Consider the following 17,208-nt stretch of genomic DNA (forward strand, 5'->3'; position numbering starts at 1 on the left):
GCGGATCCGGCCCCTCGGCCGAGCGGTCGCTGGAGTTGGGCGACGCACCTGGTACCTGCGGCGGCCTGGAGGCCTGATGGCTCGGCTTGGCTCGGTTGAACACAGGGAAAGGGCGCGCCGGCGGTTCTCGGGTCTTCTGGTCCTGTGTGAACCGTTCGGGTGCCGGGGGGAGACGGCTCGGTCCGCTGACGCACGGCTAGCTAACGAACAAGAGGCCGGTTCTCCGTGGTGGAGAAACGGCCTCTGAGCTGGTACTTCTTGTCGGGACGGCGGGATTTGAACCCACGACCCCTTGACCTCCAGTGCCCAAAAAGCATTCATCCCGCCTCCTTTGCGATCCGTTGAATCCATGAGAACATGCAGGTCAGAGGCCTAAAGTGAGTGACGTGCAGTCATCCTGGATCCCGCCCCGTGGGGCAGAGTCCACTAACGAGCGACTAACAAACGATCATTCGGGGGAGTGACGTTGGGGTACGCGTTCAAACGCACCGACCGCCACGGCAAGCCGCGCTACACCGCCTGCTACGAAGACCTCAAAGGCAAGATCACATCGGCCGGGACCTTCTCCTCCAAGAAGGAGGCCGACAGGGCCTGGCAGCGCGCCGAGGTCGAGGTCGGCAAGGGCAGGGACCTCAACCTCAAGCGAGGCCGGCAGACCTTCAAGAAGTACGTCGAGGAGACCTGGCTGCCCAACCACGAGGTCGAGCCGACCACCATGCAGAGCTACCACTACTCGATCTACAAGCACGTCATGCCCGAGTTCGGCGCGATGCGGATGATGGACATCCTCCCCGAGCACGTCCGCGCCTGGATCAGGCAGATGAAGAAGAACGGCGTCTCCGCCGCCACCATCCGCTACAACAAGGTCGTCCTCAGCGCCATCTTCACCACCGCCCTGAACGACCAGGTCACCTACATCCACCCCTGCAAAGGAGTCCGCACCCCCACTGTCCCCGAAAAGCCGCTGGAAATCATCAGCCCAGAGCAGTTCGACGACCTCTACCACGCCCTCCCGGACGCCGACTCCAAACTCCTCGTCGAAACCGCCATCGAAACCGGCCTGCGCTGGGGCGAACTCACCGAACTCCGCGGCCGCGACCTCAAAACCCGCTCCCGCCTCCTGACGGTCAGCCGCGTCGTAGTGGAGCTCAACCCGAAGTTCCACCCCGAGGGCAAACGCTTCCTGGTCAAGGACTACCCCAAAGACAAAGAGTGGCGCCGCTTCAAGCTCAGCGACCAGATCGTAGCCAAACTCGAAGACCACATCATCGAAGAGAAACTCGGCACAGACGGGCTCCTGTTCGTCTACCAGCCGGAAACCACGGCCCAGGAGCGACCAGCCCCTCTCGACCCCGAAGCACTCGGCTGGACCGAAGAGAACGCCAAGGGGCGCAGGTACCGTCACGGCACGCTAAGCGCCTACAACGCCGCCAAGTGCCGCTGTGACCACTGCAGGCGCGCCTTCGCCGAATACCGGGCCCGCCGCCGATCCCACGGCAAGGACAACCCCCGCGAACCCCGCCGCCGCGAGACCGACGGCCACGTCCCCGCCAACTGGTTCCGCAACCGGATCTGGAAGCCTGCCCTCAAGAAAGCCGACTTGGACGCCAAGGTCCGCATCCACGACCTCCGCCACGCCCACGCATCCTGGCTCCTGGCCGGCGGCGCCGACCTCCAGGTCGTCAAGGAACGCCTCGGCCACGGATCCATCTCCACCACCGAGCGCTACCTGCACACCCTCGATGACGCCGACGACACCGCCCTCGCCGCCTTCGACAAAATCCGCAGCCGCCGCCGCACCGACTGACAAACTAGGTATTCCAGTCGAAGCGGCTGGGGCAATGAGGCGCCAAACTGGAAGCGAATCGCCTGATCTGTCGGTGTCATCCTGCGGAGACGCTAGGGTTGCGCAACCTCTGGACTAAGAGCCCGTTGCTCTCGTAATAGACCCGCTAATCTGACGTCGCCCGGTACCGTTCGGTCGACGTACAGTCCTATTTCGATGCCAGACAATAGGGCTACATGACACCCCGTACCACTGTCATCGAGCTAAAGACGAGTTAATAAGGCACGGGTGTCCGGGGGTAATGAGCGCGCGGGAACGCCTCCGCAAACGTTTGGAATGATGCCAGGATAAGCCCGCGTTGGGTGACCAAGCGGGAGAGTAATGCTCAAGGCATGGTGGTCCTCTGTAGGCGGCGGTGCCGCCCATTCAGGATCGGTCGCATCGTCGAGCCTGTCCGCATCCCTCAATCACGTGAAATCGCATTGCGTGAAAGAGGCTCCACTGTTTTCGGCGTCGACAGGCGTGTTAGGGCCACAGTTCTTCTATGCGCCAGGGGTGCTCGTCCTTGTTCGTCGGTGACGATCAGGGACTGCTGCCACAGAGTCGTCGTAGGGCGCAATGGCTGTTCACGGGCCTTCGCCCCGGTCGACTATCGCAGTCACTGGCGGGCTCGGGTGAAGGGCGGGACGTCCGGGAATGCGGCGTGTGGCTGTTCATCTCACTAGACGCCAGTGGCCAGACTCGGCCAGCTGGCAATGTGCGAGCGCGCACACACGCGCGCGCATGCGCACGCGCGCGCGTGCCATCAGAGGGTAGCACGGGACCTTGGGTGCCTTGGCAGGCGTCGTTGGAGGGGGGTCTGAGACATATACCGTAAGCACATCGCCTCTCTCTCGGTCTGCGGGCTCGGCGCCGGCCCACATGCCGGAGAAGGGAGGTGACCGGGACATGCTGATTCGCAGATTCTTCGCACGTCGCAAGCACCGCGCGCGGCCCGCCACTGCCGAGGCCTCGGTCTGTCAGAAGGTGATCGCCTTCTCCGGGCTTGGGCGGCTAGGTGTGGGCGCCGCCCGGCTGTGGCGGGAGCTGCGGGACGGCGAAGGCCCCGAAGCGTACCTCTGACGAGGTGGCGGCTCGGGGCCTCCCGGAGAGGGGCCTTCTGTGGCGATCTGGCGAGACTCGCAGAAGGCCCTTCTTATGCCATTTGAGCAGATCAGCGTCTATTGCGACGCTCGGTTACCTACCCTGACGTTGCTAACTGTACCCATACCCTGCGAAGGGGTGGTCACCCGTCTTGGTTCCACGTCGGGCCTCCCCCGCTCGGCGCGCTACCATGTCCAGGAAACTGCACGCGGCGTGTAGTTCGATCCGGCCTGTGACGGCCTGGGCGTCACGGGCGGGGGCCGGGGGATGAGGATACAGGTCAGGTGCCGTTTGACGGCGCATAACCGTGGGTCCGTGACACAGGTTGACGACCCGTGACGGTCACTCCCGGTCGACCGTGACGAGCACGGCGCGTACGCATGGCGGGCGCGTGACGGGCATCCGGGTGGGGGTGTGACGGGCGGACGCACACCCTCGCGCATGATCATCCAGATGGTTGAGTGTGCAACTACATGCGCAGCCGAACGCCAGGGGCGCACTGCCAGGGTGCCCGCTGGCGCGCGCGGCGTAAGCGGGCGCGGGAATGTCCGACCGCGCGTGTAGCCTGCCGCGCCATGAGCGAAGCGTCGCACCACGAAACGCATTTCACCCCCAAGCGGACCGTCATCGACCAGCGCACCGGGCAGCTGGTGAAGGCGGGCACCGTCGGTTGTCCGTGCGGCTGGACCGCGCCGGGCAGTGAGAACGACTTCATGGCGAAGTTCGCCGAGCACCTCGCGGAGCAGCGCGGCGAGGAGTCATGACCCTTGGCGAGGCCGCCACCCTCGCCGCCTCGGTCGCCTTCGCCGGCCCCACACTCTGACTGACCTACCTGGCGCACCGGCGTGCGCGCGAGCGTTCGGACGTGAAATGGCAGGTCGAGCGCGTCGAGGAAGGCGTCTTCGACGTCGTCAACGTCGGTCACGATCCCGCTTTTAAAGTGCTCGTCGAGATGTGGACCACCATGGAATTGGAATCGGGGACCGCCAGGAAGGTCGCGGAAGGGGAGCATGTGCGCGTGCGGCTGCCTCGCCGAGCCGCTGGCCAGGCCGAGCCCACCACGGTGCCGGCGAGCATGTTCGAGGGCTTCCCCGACGATCCCCCAGAGCTGAACCCACTGCTGGGCGCGGCGAGGGAAAAGATCATGGCGGACTGGGAGCGGGGGAAGAAGCTCAAGGACCAAGCGATGGCACGCCAGGCCGAGTTGGAGAAGCTGGAGAGGGAGTCACAGGTACAGGTGCGGGTCGTGTGGCGCTCGAAGCTCGGCACGTGGAATGAGCACACGGAGAAGACCGGCTGAGGTCGCCGTCCCCCTGACTCAGTTGCAGCGCGTCGGTGTAAGCACCAACAGGCATGATCGCGACACTATGGGGGCGACGTCGCTACCGTCCCGACCATGGACACCAACACATGCCCGGCGTGCCGGGAAACGATGCGTCCGACCAGTTACAAGGAAGTTCGCGGGCAGGGCGGTCAGGTCATTCGCAGGCTCCCGCTGACGTGGGACTGTGCCAGTAGCTGTCAGCACGTCCTGGGCGCGGAGGAGTGGAACGAAGCCGTGAGCCAGTACGAGCGGGAGCAGCGCGGCGACGCGTAGCCTCCCGGTCGCCCCTGGGCATGTCTCGGCCCTCGTGACGGGGGCCGCATCGTCACGAGGGGGAGGCGTGCGCGGGATGGTCAGTCCTCGGCCAGCGCGGGCCCGATGTCCTCGACCATCCCCGAGTCGACTAGGTGCCGGATCTGCTCGGCCGGAACGTCGTCCGGGGGGATCATCCCCGGCGAGAACGGGCACGGCGCGGGCTTGCCGGTGAGCGTGGACCCGATCCCTGCGCGAGTGGTGACCAGCACATACATGCCCATGGTCGTGACGCGGAAGCGGGTCGGCTGCTTGGTCATGTCGGTGGCGCTCACCGCCGCGGCCGCCCGTCCCAGTGGTTGCTGAGGACGGCGCCGCCGCGGCGCTGGGAGGCCCAGAGCTTCTCACGGCGCCGGTTACCCTCTCCGAACGCGACCTCAAACAGTTCGTCGTCGGCCATGTTCTGCGGGGACCTCGCCGACGTGGCGGAGGCTCGGGCCTGTCGCGCGGCGGCTTCCTGCGCTCACGCGTCCCACTCGATCTTCACCCGCCCGGCGTCCATCACCGCGGCCCGCAACCCCGATTCGAAGTCGACGTAGCCAGCGGCGCGCGAGTAAGCCCGATCGGACGCTTCGAGGGCGGCCGGGTCATCGAGCGCGGCGGCGAGGAGTTCCGCCGGGCCCTCGGCCGAGGCCCTCGCCACGGGGGACGAGGCGCGGGCCTCGGCCGCGGGCGGGTAGATGGAGGCGAGGGACTCTATGAAGCGTTCGGTGGTCTCGCCTGCTTCGAGGAGCGCCCGCCACTGGCGGTGCGGTCTTCGTGGTGACCCGGCCCGTCGTCTCCGTCCAGGTGTCCTCGCCGTGTCGGCGCGGCCGGTCGGTCCTGTCGCTCACCCTGCTCTCCGTTCTCTGCCCCATCGCCCGGACACGCCGAGGATCTCGGCCGCCCGCTCCGCCTGGACGCATTTCAAGCCTGTCGAGCTGGGGACCTCGGGTAGTTCCGGCCGACAGTAGCGCCACCGTCTCGTTGACGTAGCGCCAGGTAGTGGTGGTCCCAACCCCGAACCCTGCACCGAGCTGCGCGATCGTCTCCCCGTTCTTCAGGTACGCCAGCGTCATCAGTGCCTGCATACCCGCTGGTAGGGCCCGGCCCTTGCTGCCGGTCTGCTCGCGATGCCGACCGACGACGCCGGTCACGTACGGCAGCGTCTGATGCGACAACGGCAGCGAAGAACGATAGCGAAGTATTTGAAGTCCCTGGTGGGGCGGAGGGGTGTGAGAGGTCACCCCGTCCTACCAGGGGTTCTTCATGTTTCAGGACCTGCCGCGCCGCCCGCGATCATGCTGTGATCACCCCACCCACAGACGTGGTGGAAAAGGCTCCTTGCCCCCAGGCATTTCATAGGTGCCACCCTCCTGTATTGGACGTATCCGGCCGCGCACGACAGGTGCGTGACTGTCCATGAAAGTCCATCGTCGTGCGGTGATGTTGTCACTCAGTTGGTCACCCACCCGTGCGAGGCGGCAACCGAGGCAACAACGCTTTGCCGAGGGCGGAGGACACAGTCTCTCCTAACCGACACTCTGGCGGTTGGGCGAGTGGACGGTGCGCTGGGATCGGTGTTTGCCGTGGCGTCGCCAGGTATTTTGACCTGCTCCAAGTTGCGATCTCGGACTGGCGATCAGGGCTAAGATACTGGCGTGAGCGCGTTCACCCCCAGTCGGACCCTGTGCAAGGTTCTGTTCGGTAGAGCGAATCGGTGCGCCTATCCCGGATGTAGCCACCTTCTTATCGCTGAACATCGTGGAGTGTTGAGTGTCAATGTCGAAATTGCTCACATTCGCTCGAGTAGTGTGAGCGGCCCCAGGTATGATCCTACTTGGGATCCGGCGCTAATTGACACGGAGTCAAATCTTCTGCTGCTTTGTCTTATGCACCACAAGTGGGTGGACGACCACCCTGAGCAGTATTCGGTTGCTGAATTGCAATGCTGGAAGCAGAATCAAATCGCACAGGGCAGTGGTATTGATCTGGGTGACGTGCAGATTACGCAGGTCCTTGGTGTGCTGGTGAAGTCTCGAAGGCACGAGACCGTCGTTCGCGACTACGGCCACTTCCTGCAGAAGCAGTGTGGCTTGCAGCCCAACACCCATGTACATCCGCGGGACATGGTCGTGGTTGCTGGCGACACCGAGTGGCTAATCGAGGTGAAAACGGTCCACCGCGGCCACGTCGCCGCAGCAGTCCGCGAGGCCTTGGGCCAGTTGCTGTTCTACCGCCACTTCCACTATCCCGACGGTCACCACCACATCCGGATGCTCGCCGTCTTCAACGAGGACATCGGACAAGCCTGCATGGAATTTCTCGAAATTCAGAGCATCGCGTCGGTTTGGCGCACCGGGGCCAGATGGGCGGGCTCTCCTTCAGCGGAAAATGCCAACCTCTGCGGCTAGCCCGTTCAAGGTCGGGGGCCAATTGAGCGTGCGGTTCCGTAGACTACTTGCGATTAACACTTTGATGTGGGCATATGCCCGGAGCGCCAGGACGGCTGGACGCAGATGGAAGGCGCCGAGTGGCTGAGCGCCGTTCTGAGCGCACCACAACGGGCGCCATCCCGAGACGGTGCGCTGAGCCTTTTTGGCGTGATGAGGCCTCGCGGAGTTACAGAGTGTGGATGGCTTTGGCGAGGCGGCCGGCGCGGTGGGGGCAGCAGCGCAGCTTCCGCAGGATTCGCCATGACTTGAGCTGGGCGTTCGCGCGTGGCGATTACCGGGTATACGGCAGCAGAGGCCGTCGGTGTCCGGGCCGTTTGGCCCTATCGTGCGCCGGCGTTTCGCCGAGTGGAGTGATGCGCGCGGGGTGGGAACGCGCGGACTCGATGACACTGAGCGGTCGGATGTTGCTCATGGCACTGCAACGGGACGAAGCCTTCTGCTTGGACGGCAGTAGGTTGTCGATCATGAAGAGGACTGCGAACGATCCGACAGCGTTCGGCGTGCAGGGCACCATCACCTATCGGCTTGCTCGACCCGAGGACGATCGGGTCTTGGCGAAGCTCGATGGGTCGTTCACAACAGATTCTGTGTTCGAAGTGGTCGAAACGGGCGACGGCTTCACGCTTCGCCAGATTCCCGTGACCCCTCCCATCCACGAGGTCTTCCCAGCCGATGAGGACACCAAGGACGACCGCGATCCCGAGTTGAGCCAGACGGTGGTCGCCTGCAACAGAGACGAACTGTGCGGGTTCGTAGAGAGCTCCTTCGAACCATGGAACAGGCGCCTGACCATCTGCGACATCCAGGTCGCACCAGTGTGGAGGGAGAAGGGTCTGGGACGAACCTTGATGAGCCACGCCTTCGGCTTCGCCGAAGAGCGGGGGGCCGGGCATGTATGGCTTGAGGTCAGCAACATCAACGCCCCCGCGATCAGCGCCTACCTGCGGATGGGCTTCGCCTTCTGCGGGCTGGACACCAGGCTCTACGACGCCACCGAGTCGGCCGGCGAGCAAGCGATCTTCATGGCTCGACAGATCCACTGACCCGTGCCGCCCGAGTGCTCACCGGCAACAATTTCGCCACCACGTCGACGCGGACTCCGCGCTCAACACGAGCACCGCGAGGACGCGGACATGCTGGAGTCCAACCGGTCGATCGCGCAAATCGCCGCCCATCTGGGTATCTACCGCAAAGACCCGCCCAACCTACGCATTAAAGGTGGGAATGGTGAAGTCGCGGCGCGCCGAGAGCCAAGGTGGCGATTGCTCTGTGGCCAGTCCAAGATGAAGTGCGAGCAACTTTAGGCGCTGCACTTGGCATGGGTTGCCTTTTGTTGGTCGCCTGCGAGGTGCGCGGCGTGGTGTGGCTGCGCCACGGCGAGCAGCGCTCGCTTCGGGGGACCGCGGTCCGGGGAGGCGGCGTGTGCCGCGAAGCGTCTCTGTCTCGCCTTGTTTCGCCGTGGTGGAGCAAGTAATAGGCAACGTTCACTTGTGTGGCTGGACCGGGCGCGGTCCAGCCAGGGCGGAGGGATCGGGCGCGATCCTCAAGGGGGTGGGGCATACGGTCGAGAGCGGCAAGTCGGGGTCGGGTTCGGGGGTGCCGCGGAGGCGGCGTTCGGTTCGGTCGCCGCAGCGGAGTCGGTCGGTGAGGATCGCGCTGTCGGAGCAGGAGTATGCCGTTTTGGCGGCCGCGGCGGCGGACGAGGGGTTGGCGTTGGGGGCGTTCGCTGCGCAGGCGAGTTTGGCGGCGGCGCAGGGACGGGTGGTTTCGGAGTACGCCGTGCTGCGGGAGGCGCTGGCGGCGGTGTTGTTCGCTGCCGGGCAGGTGCAGCGGGTCGGTGTGAATCTCAATCAGGCTGTTGCGGCGTTGAATTCCGGTGAGCTGGTCGAGCAGCTTCGCTGGTACGCCCAGGCGGCGGCGCGCAGCATCGACAGACTCGATGAGCTGGCTCAGGAGTTGCGGCATCGGCTCCCTTGACCGGTCGGCCGGGGGCCGTGGGTGATCGGGAAGATCCGTCGTGGAGAGCGTGTCATGGGGCTGCTGCGCTACCTGTACGGTCCTGGCCGGCACGAGGAGCATCGCGATCCGCATGTGGTGGCGGGCTTCCGGAGCGCGCCGGAGTTGGAGCCTGGGGTGCGGGCGGATGGGAGCCGGGATTTGCGGCGGTTGGACGCGCTGCTCACGCAGCCGCTGGCGCTGCTGGGGGAGCGGAACTATCGGCAACCGGTGTGGCATCTGCCGTTGCGGGCGGCGCCCGAGGACCCGGTCATGTCCGATCGGCAGTGGGCCCGGATCGCTCATGAAGTGATGGACCGGGTCGGGCTCGCTCCGGACGGGGACTTTGGCGCGGTCCGGTGGGTGGCCGTCCGGCATGCCGCCGACCATGTCCACATCGTGGCGACCCTGGCGCGCCAGGACGGCGGTCGGCCCGATGTGTGGAACGACGGCTACCGCGTCCGGGACGCTTGCCGCACGGTCGAGCAGCAGCACGGGTTGCGGCGGACGGCTCCGGCAGACCGGACAGCGGCGCGGCGGCCGAGCCGGGGCGAGATCGAGAAAGCCGCCCGCCACGGTCGGCCGCTACCGTCCCGCACGCTTCTGCGCCGCAAAGTCCAGACGGCGGCGGCGGGGGCGAGCAGCGAAGCGGAGTTCTTCCGGCGGCTGCATGATGAGGGTGTCCTGGTGCGCCAGCGTTTCAGCGAGCGGACGGCCGGCGAGATGACCGGCTACGCCGTCGCCCTCCCCGACGATCTGAACGGCGACGGACGTCCCGTGTGGTTCGGTGGCGGGAAGCTCGCTGCCGACCTCACTCTGCCCAAGCTTCGCCGCCGGTGGACGGGCGCGGACGGGTCCGTCCGTGCGTTGTCCCCGTTCTGTCCGTTGGACGGACGGCATCTGTCCGAGCGGACGAGACGAGCCGTGCTGCGGACGGCCGTCCGCCGCGCGGCGGACGAGTCGGCGACGACCAACGAGTTCCTCGACCGGCTTCGGGGTGAGGGGCTTCTGGTCAAGCTGCGCTACGGCCAGACCGTTGACGGGCAGATCACTGGCTACGCCGTCGCTTTCGCTGCTGAACACGATGGCAAAGAACCGAACTGGTATCCCGGCAGCCGTCTCGCCGATGACCTGTCGCTATCCCGTCTCCGCCAGCGCTGGGCCTCGCCTGTCGCGGACCCTCAGGTGGCCGTCGACCATGATGAGTTGACGCCGGAGGAGCGCCAGGCTCTCTACGACGACGCGGCCCGTGCCGCCGCCTTCGCCACCGCCCAGATTCGGCGGCACCTTGTCACCAACCCGCATGCTGCACAGGACGCCTGCTGGGCGGCCTCCGATGCCCTCCACGTCGCAGCCCGAGTTACCGGTAACCGGCACCTCCACCGCGCCGCCGATGCCTACGACCGCGCGGCCCGCGCCCCCTACGGCCGTATCCCCACCCCGACTCCGGCAGGCAACGCGTTGCGCACCACTGCCCGCCTGCTCGCGCTCACCGGCACGGCGAAGGACCGAACGGTGGTGTCGATGGTGCTGCTCGTCGCCAACTTCATCAGCCTGCTCGACACCATCGCTCAGCTGCGCAGCCTCCAGGAGCGTCACGCCCAGGCCGACGCTGCTCGAAGAGCCGCCGCGCATACGCGAGAAGTACGACCAGCGGGTAGCGCGCCCTCACCTCCGCCGGCTGGCCCGAACGCGCAAGCGCGCCTGGCTATGGCCGCTTTTCCGAACGCGTGGGCTCCGCTGCCGCAGGTTGCACAGAGCAGATCAGCGCCGTCGGCTTCCACGGGTCCAGTGCGCTCTGGTCGTCGCCGTCCGTGATCGAACGGCTTGATCGCGCGGTCTGCCAGCACTGGCCGCATGGAGGGGCTCCTCTCGCCGGTCGCTCATTTCCGCTCTTCGAGTTGGCGGAAGGCGCGCTCGAAGGCTTCTGGGTCGGCGGTGTGGAGGAGGTCCATCAACCCGTCCAGGTCGGACGCCGAGATCAGGACGCGCCCCGTCGCCCTCCAGATCCCTTCTCGATCCAGCGTGATCGACCATTCAGGGAAGAGGTGCTGCAGTAGCAGCAATGTGACTCGCATCGTTTCCTCACACGGAGCGTGGCCCCTGGCTCCTCGTGTCGGGGACATCGCAGCGTCAGGGCAGCTTGGCCCAGACGACCTTGCCGCCGCCGGTGAGGCGCTTGACTCCCCACTCGTGTACGAGCTCCGCCATGAGCTGGAGGCCGCGGCCGGAGGTGGCGGCGTAGTCCTGAGGCTGGACGGTGGGGTGGCCCGTGCCGGTGTCCGATACCTCGATCACCGGTCGCCCATCGTCCGGGTCGAGGGAGAGCCGGACGACGATCGGGCCTTCGCCGTGCTTGTAGGCGTTCGTGGTCAGCTCGCAGACCACGAGACGGCCCATGTAGTCGTCGGTGATGCCCCAGCGGGCGAACTGTTCGGCGAGGAACCGGCGCGCGAGGCGGGGCGCCTGATCGGTGGAATCGAGGACGATCGTCGGGACTTCAGGAGTTTGCGGTGCTGCGGACATCGGCACGACCTTCGCTGGCCACTGACGGGTTCGAGTAACTCGCTGCACATCTTCAACTCCTCCGCGTAGCGTTACCAGCGAAGCGCCCCAGCACACACGTGGCGCTGTCGATCGCTGGTAGGTGGGTTCCCCTCGCTCACGTGGAGGCGAAGCAGTGGCCGCGCGCAAACCGACATCCAAGACCGTCGCCTTCGGCGCAGAGGTCACGCGCCTCCGCGAGGAAGCGGGACTCAATCGGACGGAACTCGCCGCACGGACAGCGGTCACCCGGAGTTACATCTCCCAGGTCGAGTCCGGGCGCACCAAGTGCCGCAGGGACTTCGCCGAACGGATGGACAAGGCGCTGGACTCGGGCACGGCCCTGGTCGATGCATGGGACGACCTTCTGCGTTCCAGTAGCTACCCGAAGTTCTTCGCAGACTTCCCCCGCGCCGAGGCGTCCGCTGACGCGCTCCGTGCGTTCGAGATCAGGTTGGTCTACGGGCTTCTGCAGACTGAGGCGTACGCACGTGTGCTCCTGTGCAACGACGATGCCGTCCGCGAGCGGATGCAACGGCAGAGAATCCTCACCAAGCCGAACCCTCCGACCGTGTTCGTCGTGCTGGACGAGTCCGTCCTCCTCCGCGAGGTCGGCTCCCGCGAGATCATGCGCGAACAGTTGGAGCATCTGATCGAGATGTCGGAGCGGGAGAACATCACGATCCAGATCGCTCCGATCGGCTACTACCGCGACGCCCGAGCGCCGTTCGTGATCGCGACTCAACCCGATCGGAGCGAGATCGTGTACCTGGAAAGCAACATCGGGGGCGAGACGAGCGCAGAGCCGAGAGACCTAGCGCTCGTCAGCGAGGCTTTCAGTAGGCTCCAAGCGGCGGCGCTTTCGCCGAAGGCGTCGGTCGACCTGATGCGGAAGGTTGTGGAAGAGCGATGGACGTGACCTGGCGCAAGTCGTCGCGTAGCAGCGAGGCCGGAGACAACTGCGTCGAACTGGCCGACCTCGGCGAGGCCGTGGGCATCCGCGACAGCAAGGACCCGGCCGGCGCCAAGTTCACCCTGCGCCGCGACGAGTTCGCGAGCCTCGTGGCGGTTCTGAAGCGCTAACGCCCGGACATGGCACCGAGGAAGCCCCGGCCCGAGAGGGACCGGGGCTTCTTTCTGTTTGTCTTGGGGTCTGACGAACATTGGAACGAAAAGTCCCGCTAGAAGCGTGCGGTTGAGCTCGCTAGCGTGACTTTTCGTTCCAATGTCGCTCGGGCTGAGATGGATGCAGGTCAGAAGGCGCTTGTTAGTGCTCGGTGAGTTCGGGACGTGGGTCGGGCACGCCGGTCTTGACCTGCTGGAGTCCGGTGGGCTTGAGCTCGGGCACGTACTTGTAGATGGTGGAGCGGCTGACGCCGAAGAGGCGGGCGATGGAGGAGACGGTCGCGTCGGGCTGGGTGAGCAGCGCGCGGGCGTGTCGGATCTGCTCGGGCGTCATGGCAGGCGGCCGGCCGAGGCGGACGCCGCGGGCCTTGGCGGCGGCCAGGCCCTCGTGGGTGTCTTCGATGATGAGTTCGCGGAGGAACTCGGCGAGGGCGGCGAACACGTGGAAGACCAGGCGGCCGCCCGGCGTGGTGGTGTCGAGGGCCTCTTTCAGGGATCGGAACCCGACGCCGCGGCGGCGCAGGTCGGCGACGATCGTGATGAGGTCCTGCAGGGAGCGGGCGAGCCGGTCCAGCGAGGGGACGACCAGGGTGTCGCCGGGCCGCAGGTAGTCCAGCGCCTTGGCGAGCTCCTTGCGCTCGGCGTCCTTGCCGGACTTCTTATCGGCGAAGATCCGGATGCAGCCCGCGGCCTTCAAGGCCAGGGTCTGGCGGTCGAGTCGCTGGTCTTTGGTGGAGACCCGGGCGTATCCGACGAGCGCGCCGGTGAGGATCGCGGGCTCGGCGCCGAGAAGATCGTCGGCGGATCACCGCGGAGGGCGGGGCATCGCCCGGGAACGTCGTCACAACTGGAAAGTGCAGGAAAAACGGTGCTGTCGGTGTTGTCGAACACCCGAAGTTCTCAACACGTTTTGCCGACAGATTTCCGGGGTGCTCGGGCAGTGAAGAGGACTGCGCGCGGGGTGTCGAAGAATCGAACGATTCTCAGACACCCCACCCGAGGTGGAGGCGTCGCCGCCGCTCGCCGTTGCGATGCTGGCCTGCGTGGTGCGGCGAGATGGCTTCCGGTCAGGTTCGGGTCGGCGCAATGGTGAGCTTGTGGACCAGGAGGTCGATCACGGCTCGTTTGTCGGCATCGTCGTGCCGGTGGGTGAGGAGGCCCTCGATGACGAAGGTGCCGATCGCGGTCATGGCGGGGAGGTCGGCTTCGGCGGCGCCGGCTTTGCGGAGGTCGTCGGCGACCAGGGTGTCGGCGAGTTCGTGGAAGCCGGCGTGCCAGGCGTGGACGGCGGGTGAGGCCGCGGCGCGGGTGTGGACGGTGTTGACGAGGCCGTGCAGCCGTTCGAGCTGGTCGACGGCCCACAGGAGCCGGTCGTTGAGCGGCCGGTCGGCGATGGTCGTGTACTGGGCGAGGGCTTCGGCCAGCAGGCGGTCCAGGACGGCGATGAGCAGGTCGTCCTTGTCGCGGAAGTACCAGTAGATCGTGTTGACAGTGACGCCGGCGTTCTTGGCGATCTGGCCCATGGACGCCGACTCGTAGCCGTCGTCAATGAACAGCCGCTGGGCGGCGGCGAGGATCTCCTCGCGTTTCTCCTCGCGGTCTTGGGGGCGTCGGTTCCGGGGCACCCCCACACCCTATCTTGAACGGCCCTCAAGAAGGCGCTAGGTTTCTTGAAGGCTGTTCAAGAAGTGAGGTGGGCCCCCATGGAGACCGACCACGCGGTTGCCGAGCTGCTCGGGCTGGACACGACTGGGCTGCTGGCGTTCTTCGCCACGCTGCCCGCCCCGTCCATCGAGGAGATGGACGGGGAGTACACCGCCCGGCTGCTGGCCCAGCCCAACCTGGTCGCCTCGGTGACCGGGCGCGGCACGGTGTCGAATCCGCTCGCGCCATGGCTGTGCAAGGCGTTCCGGCCCGTCGACGGCCAGACCGGGCGCGGCTACAACACCTTCCGCCAGTTCGGCCGCATCCGGCAGCGCTATGCGATGCACACACTCATCGCACCGTCGCGCTATGACGGCCGTCCCGCCTACACGCTGGTCTACCGCGCCTACGCCTCGATGTGCGGGGTGATCAACATGGTCGACGAGGTCCGCCGCGCGGCGCCCGGTGTCTATCTGGGCATCGGGACGTGGGGATTCACCGCACGGCAGCGCCGCATCCCCCTGCCCTTCCTGCTCACCGGCCCTGTCGGCGCCTACCGCGGTGACATCGGCACCGCTCGCCGCGGCTTGACCCCGGGCCCGCGTGAACTGCCCGGCCCGAAGGAGGCCGCCCGGTGACGAAGTGGCTGCTGTACGGCGCCAACGGCTATACCGGCGAGCTGATCGCCCGGGAGGCGCGCAAGAGGGGCCTGGAACCGGTCCTCGCCGGCCGGAACCTCACGGCGGTCAAGCTGCTGGCCGAGGACCTCGGCCTGGACTACCGGATCTTCGACCTGCGCGACGCCGACGCGCGGCTGTCCGGCATCGACGTGGTGCTGCACTGCGCCGGGCCGTTCTCGGTGACGGCGCCCCCGATGATCGACGCGTGCGTGCGCACCCGCACCCACTATTTCGACATCACCGGCGAGATGGACGTCTTCGCCTACGCCCGCGAGATCGACGGCCAGGCCCGCGCTGCTGGTGTCGTGGTCTGTCCCGGAGTCGGTTTCGACGTCATCCCCACCGACTGCCTCGCCGCCGCCCTCCACCAGGCCATGCCCGAGGCCACCCACCTGCGGCTCGGGTTCGACCTGCCGCTGGCGCTGTCCCCGGGGACCGTCAAGACGATCCTGGACGGGATGGCCGCCGGAGGCCGCGCCCGCATCGACGGCCAGATCACCCCGACCCCGCTGGGCAGACGCACCGCCCGCATCGACTTCGGCAACGGCGCCAAACCCGCGCTCGCCTTCCCCGCCGCCGACCTCTACAGCGCCCACCACAGCACCGGAATCCCCAACATCGAGGTGTACATCCCGATGCCCGCCACCCTGATCCGCGGTACTCGGATCAGCAGGCGTCTCACCGGGCTGCTCGCCCTTCCCCGCGTCCGCGCCGCCGCCCACAAGCTGATCGAGAAGACGGTGAAAGGCCCCGACGCGAACGAACGGGCCACCAGCAGCGCCCACGTGTGGGGCGAGACCACCGATGCGACCGGCCGGCGGGCCACCGCCCGCATCACCACGGCCAACCCCTACCGCCTCACCATCGACGGCGCCCTCACAGCCGTCACCGACCTCCTCGCCGCCACCGCCCCCCGCCTCGGCGCGCACACGCCCGCGACCCTGTTCGGCGCCGACCTCATCACCCGGCTCCCCGGCAGCGGCCCCCTCACCATCAGCCCGACCGAAGGAACCCTGACGTGACCACCGTCCCCCGCACCGCGCTCATCACCGGCGCCTCCGCCGGCATCGGCGCGACGTTCGCCCGCCACCTGGCAGCCCGCGGCTACCAACTCCTGCTGGTCGCCCGCCGCGCCGCCCGCCTCCACGAACTCGCCGCCCAGCTCACCGAACAGCACAAGGTCCGATGCGAGGTCTTCGCCGCCGACCTCACCGACCCCACCGCCCCCGCAGCGATCCTGCGATACGCCGACGAGCAGGGCCTGAACATTGACGTCCTGATCAACAACGCCGGGTTGTCGGGCAAGACCGCGTTCGCCGACACCCCCTGGGACACTCTCGCCGGAGAGATCCAGCTGATGGTGACCGCCCAGACCGAACTCGCCCACCGCGTCATCCCCGGCATGAAGGAACGCCGCTGGGGCCGCATCGTCAACCTGTCCTCCGTCGCCGCGTTCGCCCCGCCCGCAGCCAGCCTGCTCTACACCGGCATCAAGTCCTACGTCCTCAACACCTCCCAAGCCCTCGACATGGAACTCAAACCCCACGGTATCCACGTCACCGCCCTGTGCCCCGGCTTCACCCACACCGAATTCCACGACGTCATGGGCACACGCGACAAAGCCAACCACCTCCCCGGCATCCTGTGGCAGCAACCCGAAGCCGTCGTGGCCGAAGGATGGACCGCCGTCCAGAAAGGCAAACCCGTCTGCGTCCCCGGCCTCGTCAACAAGATCTCCGCCGCCGCCATGAAACCCCTGCCCATCCGCCTGGGCTACCTCGCCGGCAAAACCCTCAACCCCTTCAAGAACAGCTGAACCCCCTTACCTCCCGTACATCGACCACCAGCCCGGCCCGCCGCGAAGCCCGACCACCCCGGAGCCCATCGGGGGCTTCTCAGCCACCCCGAGGAGGAGGGGTTCGAGGCGAGCGGCGGCCTGGCAGCATCGGACGACCGGGGACGAGGCGGACGCCGTCCACTCCACCGCCGGATCCGTGGACCAACACCGGATTTCATGCCCTTGCCTCCCGGCGACCCGCGGTGGATCCAGTGGCAGGCACTATGACTGATCTTCATCCCAGTCGGGCTGGTCGGTGTCGGCGGAGCGCGCGGACGCCGGTGGGGCCGAGGTCGGGCCGGCTGAAGGAGTAGGTGCCGTTCACGTTGATGTGGCGGCGGGCGAACGGTTCCGTGGAGGAGCCCGGCCGCCGCGAAATGACC

22 protein-coding genes and 1 pseudogene are annotated in these 17,208 nt (G+C 66.8%); 14 read left to right on the plus strand and 9 right to left on the minus strand.

The genetic code is table 11. From position 1 onward, the window contains the following. Positions 1 to 460 precede the first annotated feature (460 nt). The 5 genes from BJ999_RS17625 to BJ999_RS17645 all read left to right on the plus strand — a co-directional run bounded on the left by BJ999_RS17625 (position 461) and on the right by BJ999_RS17645 (position 4,526). Positions 461 to 1,807: a tyrosine-type recombinase/integrase gene (locus tag BJ999_RS17625; RefSeq protein ID WP_338070781.1), complete on the plus strand. Its 1,347-nt coding sequence runs from the start codon at positions 461 to 463 to the stop codon at positions 1,805 to 1,807. A gap of 927 nt (positions 1,808 to 2,734) precedes the next feature. Continuing rightward, positions 2,735 to 2,908: a hypothetical protein gene (locus BJ999_RS17630; RefSeq protein ID WP_179834304.1), complete on the plus strand. Its 174-nt coding sequence runs from the start codon at positions 2,735 to 2,737 to the stop codon at positions 2,906 to 2,908. Positions 2,909 to 3,504: 596 nt separating this feature from the next. Further along, positions 3,505 to 3,693 (plus strand): hypothetical protein, encoded by a 189-nt coding sequence (locus BJ999_RS17635; RefSeq protein WP_179834305.1) that lies wholly within the window; start codon positions 3,505 to 3,507, stop codon positions 3,691 to 3,693. A 101-nt stretch (positions 3,694 to 3,794) separates the two neighbouring features. Continuing rightward, positions 3,795 to 4,229 (plus strand): hypothetical protein, encoded by a 435-nt coding sequence (locus BJ999_RS17640; RefSeq protein WP_179834306.1) that lies wholly within the window; start codon positions 3,795 to 3,797, stop codon positions 4,227 to 4,229. 96 nt (positions 4,230 to 4,325) lie between these two features. Next, positions 4,326 to 4,526 (plus strand): hypothetical protein, encoded by a 201-nt coding sequence (locus BJ999_RS17645; protein WP_179834307.1) that lies wholly within the window; start codon positions 4,326 to 4,328, stop codon positions 4,524 to 4,526. 80 nt (positions 4,527 to 4,606) lie between these two features. Here the strand turns inward: BJ999_RS17645 and BJ999_RS17650 are convergent, their stop codons facing one another. From BJ999_RS17650 to BJ999_RS44010, 4 genes are all read right to left on the minus strand, one after another. After that, complete coding sequence (locus BJ999_RS17650; RefSeq protein ID WP_179834308.1) at positions 4,607 to 4,840, minus strand: hypothetical protein; 234 nt, start codon at positions 4,838 to 4,840, stop codon at positions 4,607 to 4,609. Then, positions 4,837 to 4,965, minus strand: a complete 129-nt coding sequence (locus BJ999_RS43000; RefSeq protein ID WP_268247869.1) for a hypothetical protein — start codon at positions 4,963 to 4,965, stop codon at positions 4,837 to 4,839. The genes BJ999_RS17650 and BJ999_RS43000 overlap by 4 nt, the downstream gene beginning before the upstream one ends. A gap of 63 nt (positions 4,966 to 5,028) precedes the next feature. Next, complete coding sequence (locus BJ999_RS17655) at positions 5,029 to 5,208, minus strand: hypothetical protein (protein WP_179831322.1); 180 nt, start codon at positions 5,206 to 5,208, stop codon at positions 5,029 to 5,031. Next, complete coding sequence (locus BJ999_RS44010) at positions 5,153 to 5,791, minus strand: helix-turn-helix domain-containing protein (RefSeq protein ID WP_373292886.1); 639 nt, start codon at positions 5,789 to 5,791, stop codon at positions 5,153 to 5,155. Before BJ999_RS44010 ends, BJ999_RS17655 begins: the two co-directional genes overlap by 56 nt. A gap of 660 nt (positions 5,792 to 6,451) precedes the next feature. Here BJ999_RS44010 and BJ999_RS17665 point away from each other — a divergent pair. After that, on the plus strand, positions 6,452 to 6,958 hold the full coding sequence (locus BJ999_RS17665) for a hypothetical protein (RefSeq protein ID WP_179834310.1): 507 nt from the start codon (positions 6,452 to 6,454) through the stop codon (positions 6,956 to 6,958). A gap of 208 nt (positions 6,959 to 7,166) precedes the next feature. On the opposite strand, the pseudogene BJ999_RS17670 reads toward BJ999_RS17665, so the two are convergent. Beyond that, positions 7,167 to 7,265 (minus strand): annotated as a pseudogene (locus BJ999_RS17670) (IS5/IS1182 family transposase); the annotation flags it as partial. A 145-nt stretch (positions 7,266 to 7,410) separates the two neighbouring features. Between BJ999_RS17670 and BJ999_RS17675 the strand changes: the two are divergent. The 3 genes from BJ999_RS17675 (at position 7,411) to BJ999_RS17685 (ending at position 10,813) form a co-directional block, all read left to right on the plus strand. Continuing rightward, positions 7,411 to 8,043, plus strand: a complete 633-nt coding sequence (locus BJ999_RS17675; protein WP_229810684.1) for a GNAT family N-acetyltransferase — start codon at positions 7,411 to 7,413, stop codon at positions 8,041 to 8,043. Positions 8,044 to 8,644: 601 nt separating this feature from the next. Continuing rightward, on the plus strand, positions 8,645 to 8,977 hold the full coding sequence (locus BJ999_RS17680; protein ID WP_179834311.1) for a hypothetical protein: 333 nt from the start codon (positions 8,645 to 8,647) through the stop codon (positions 8,975 to 8,977). A 54-nt stretch (positions 8,978 to 9,031) separates the two neighbouring features. After that, positions 9,032 to 10,813: a relaxase/mobilization nuclease domain-containing protein gene (locus tag BJ999_RS17685; RefSeq protein WP_179834312.1), complete on the plus strand. Its 1,782-nt coding sequence runs from the start codon at positions 9,032 to 9,034 to the stop codon at positions 10,811 to 10,813. A gap of 65 nt (positions 10,814 to 10,878) precedes the next feature. On the opposite strand, the gene BJ999_RS17690 is transcribed toward BJ999_RS17685, so the two are convergent. Further along, entirely contained in the window at positions 10,879 to 11,073 is a 195-nt protein-coding gene (locus BJ999_RS17690; RefSeq protein ID WP_179834313.1) for a hypothetical protein, read from the minus strand. A 55-nt stretch (positions 11,074 to 11,128) separates the two neighbouring features. Then, complete coding sequence (locus BJ999_RS17695) at positions 11,129 to 11,521, minus strand: ATP-binding protein (protein WP_179834314.1); 393 nt, start codon at positions 11,519 to 11,521, stop codon at positions 11,129 to 11,131. 154 nt (positions 11,522 to 11,675) lie between these two features. On the opposite strand from BJ999_RS17695, the gene BJ999_RS17700 reads away from it, so the two are divergent. Together BJ999_RS17700 and BJ999_RS17705 are read left to right on the plus strand one after the other, a co-directional pair. Beyond that, positions 11,676 to 12,458: a helix-turn-helix domain-containing protein gene (locus BJ999_RS17700; protein WP_179834315.1), complete on the plus strand. Its 783-nt coding sequence runs from the start codon at positions 11,676 to 11,678 to the stop codon at positions 12,456 to 12,458. Continuing rightward, complete coding sequence (locus BJ999_RS17705; RefSeq protein WP_179834316.1) at positions 12,449 to 12,622, plus strand: DUF397 domain-containing protein; 174 nt, start codon at positions 12,449 to 12,451, stop codon at positions 12,620 to 12,622. The genes BJ999_RS17700 and BJ999_RS17705 overlap by 10 nt, the downstream gene beginning before the upstream one ends. 184 nt (positions 12,623 to 12,806) lie before the next feature. On the opposite strand, the gene BJ999_RS43595 is transcribed toward BJ999_RS17705, so the two are convergent. Next, positions 12,807 to 13,436: a recombinase family protein gene (locus BJ999_RS43595; RefSeq protein ID WP_179838623.1), complete on the minus strand. Its 630-nt coding sequence runs from the start codon at positions 13,434 to 13,436 to the stop codon at positions 12,807 to 12,809. Positions 13,437 to 13,731: 295 nt separating this feature from the next. Next, a complete protein-coding gene (locus BJ999_RS17715) occupies positions 13,732 to 14,289 on the minus strand; it encodes a TetR/AcrR family transcriptional regulator (protein WP_179834317.1) in 558 nt (185 codons plus the stop codon). A 78-nt stretch (positions 14,290 to 14,367) separates the two neighbouring features. Here BJ999_RS17715 and BJ999_RS17720 point away from each other — a divergent pair, with 78 nt between their 5' ends. Genes BJ999_RS17720 through BJ999_RS43605 form a run of 3 tightly spaced genes read left to right on the plus strand, consistent with a single transcriptional unit; the run spans position 14,368 to position 16,804 of the window. Then, positions 14,368 to 14,946: a hypothetical protein gene (locus tag BJ999_RS17720; protein ID WP_179834318.1), complete on the plus strand. Its 579-nt coding sequence runs from the start codon at positions 14,368 to 14,370 to the stop codon at positions 14,944 to 14,946. Continuing rightward, positions 14,943 to 16,010 carry a saccharopine dehydrogenase family protein gene (locus BJ999_RS43600; protein WP_179834319.1) on the plus strand — a complete coding sequence of 356 codons (1,068 nt, stop codon included), beginning with the start codon at positions 14,943 to 14,945 and terminating at the stop codon, positions 16,008 to 16,010. The genes BJ999_RS17720 and BJ999_RS43600 overlap by 4 nt, the downstream gene beginning before the upstream one ends. Next, complete coding sequence (locus BJ999_RS43605; protein ID WP_179834320.1) at positions 16,007 to 16,804, plus strand: SDR family NAD(P)-dependent oxidoreductase; 798 nt, start codon at positions 16,007 to 16,009, stop codon at positions 16,802 to 16,804. The genes BJ999_RS43600 and BJ999_RS43605 overlap by 4 nt, the downstream gene beginning before the upstream one ends. Positions 16,805 to 17,208 lie beyond the last annotated feature (404 nt).

The sequence above is a fragment of the Actinomadura citrea genome (assembly GCF_013409045.1).
GTDB classification, from domain to species: Bacteria; Actinomycetota; Actinomycetes; order Streptosporangiales; family Streptosporangiaceae; genus Spirillospora; species Spirillospora citrea.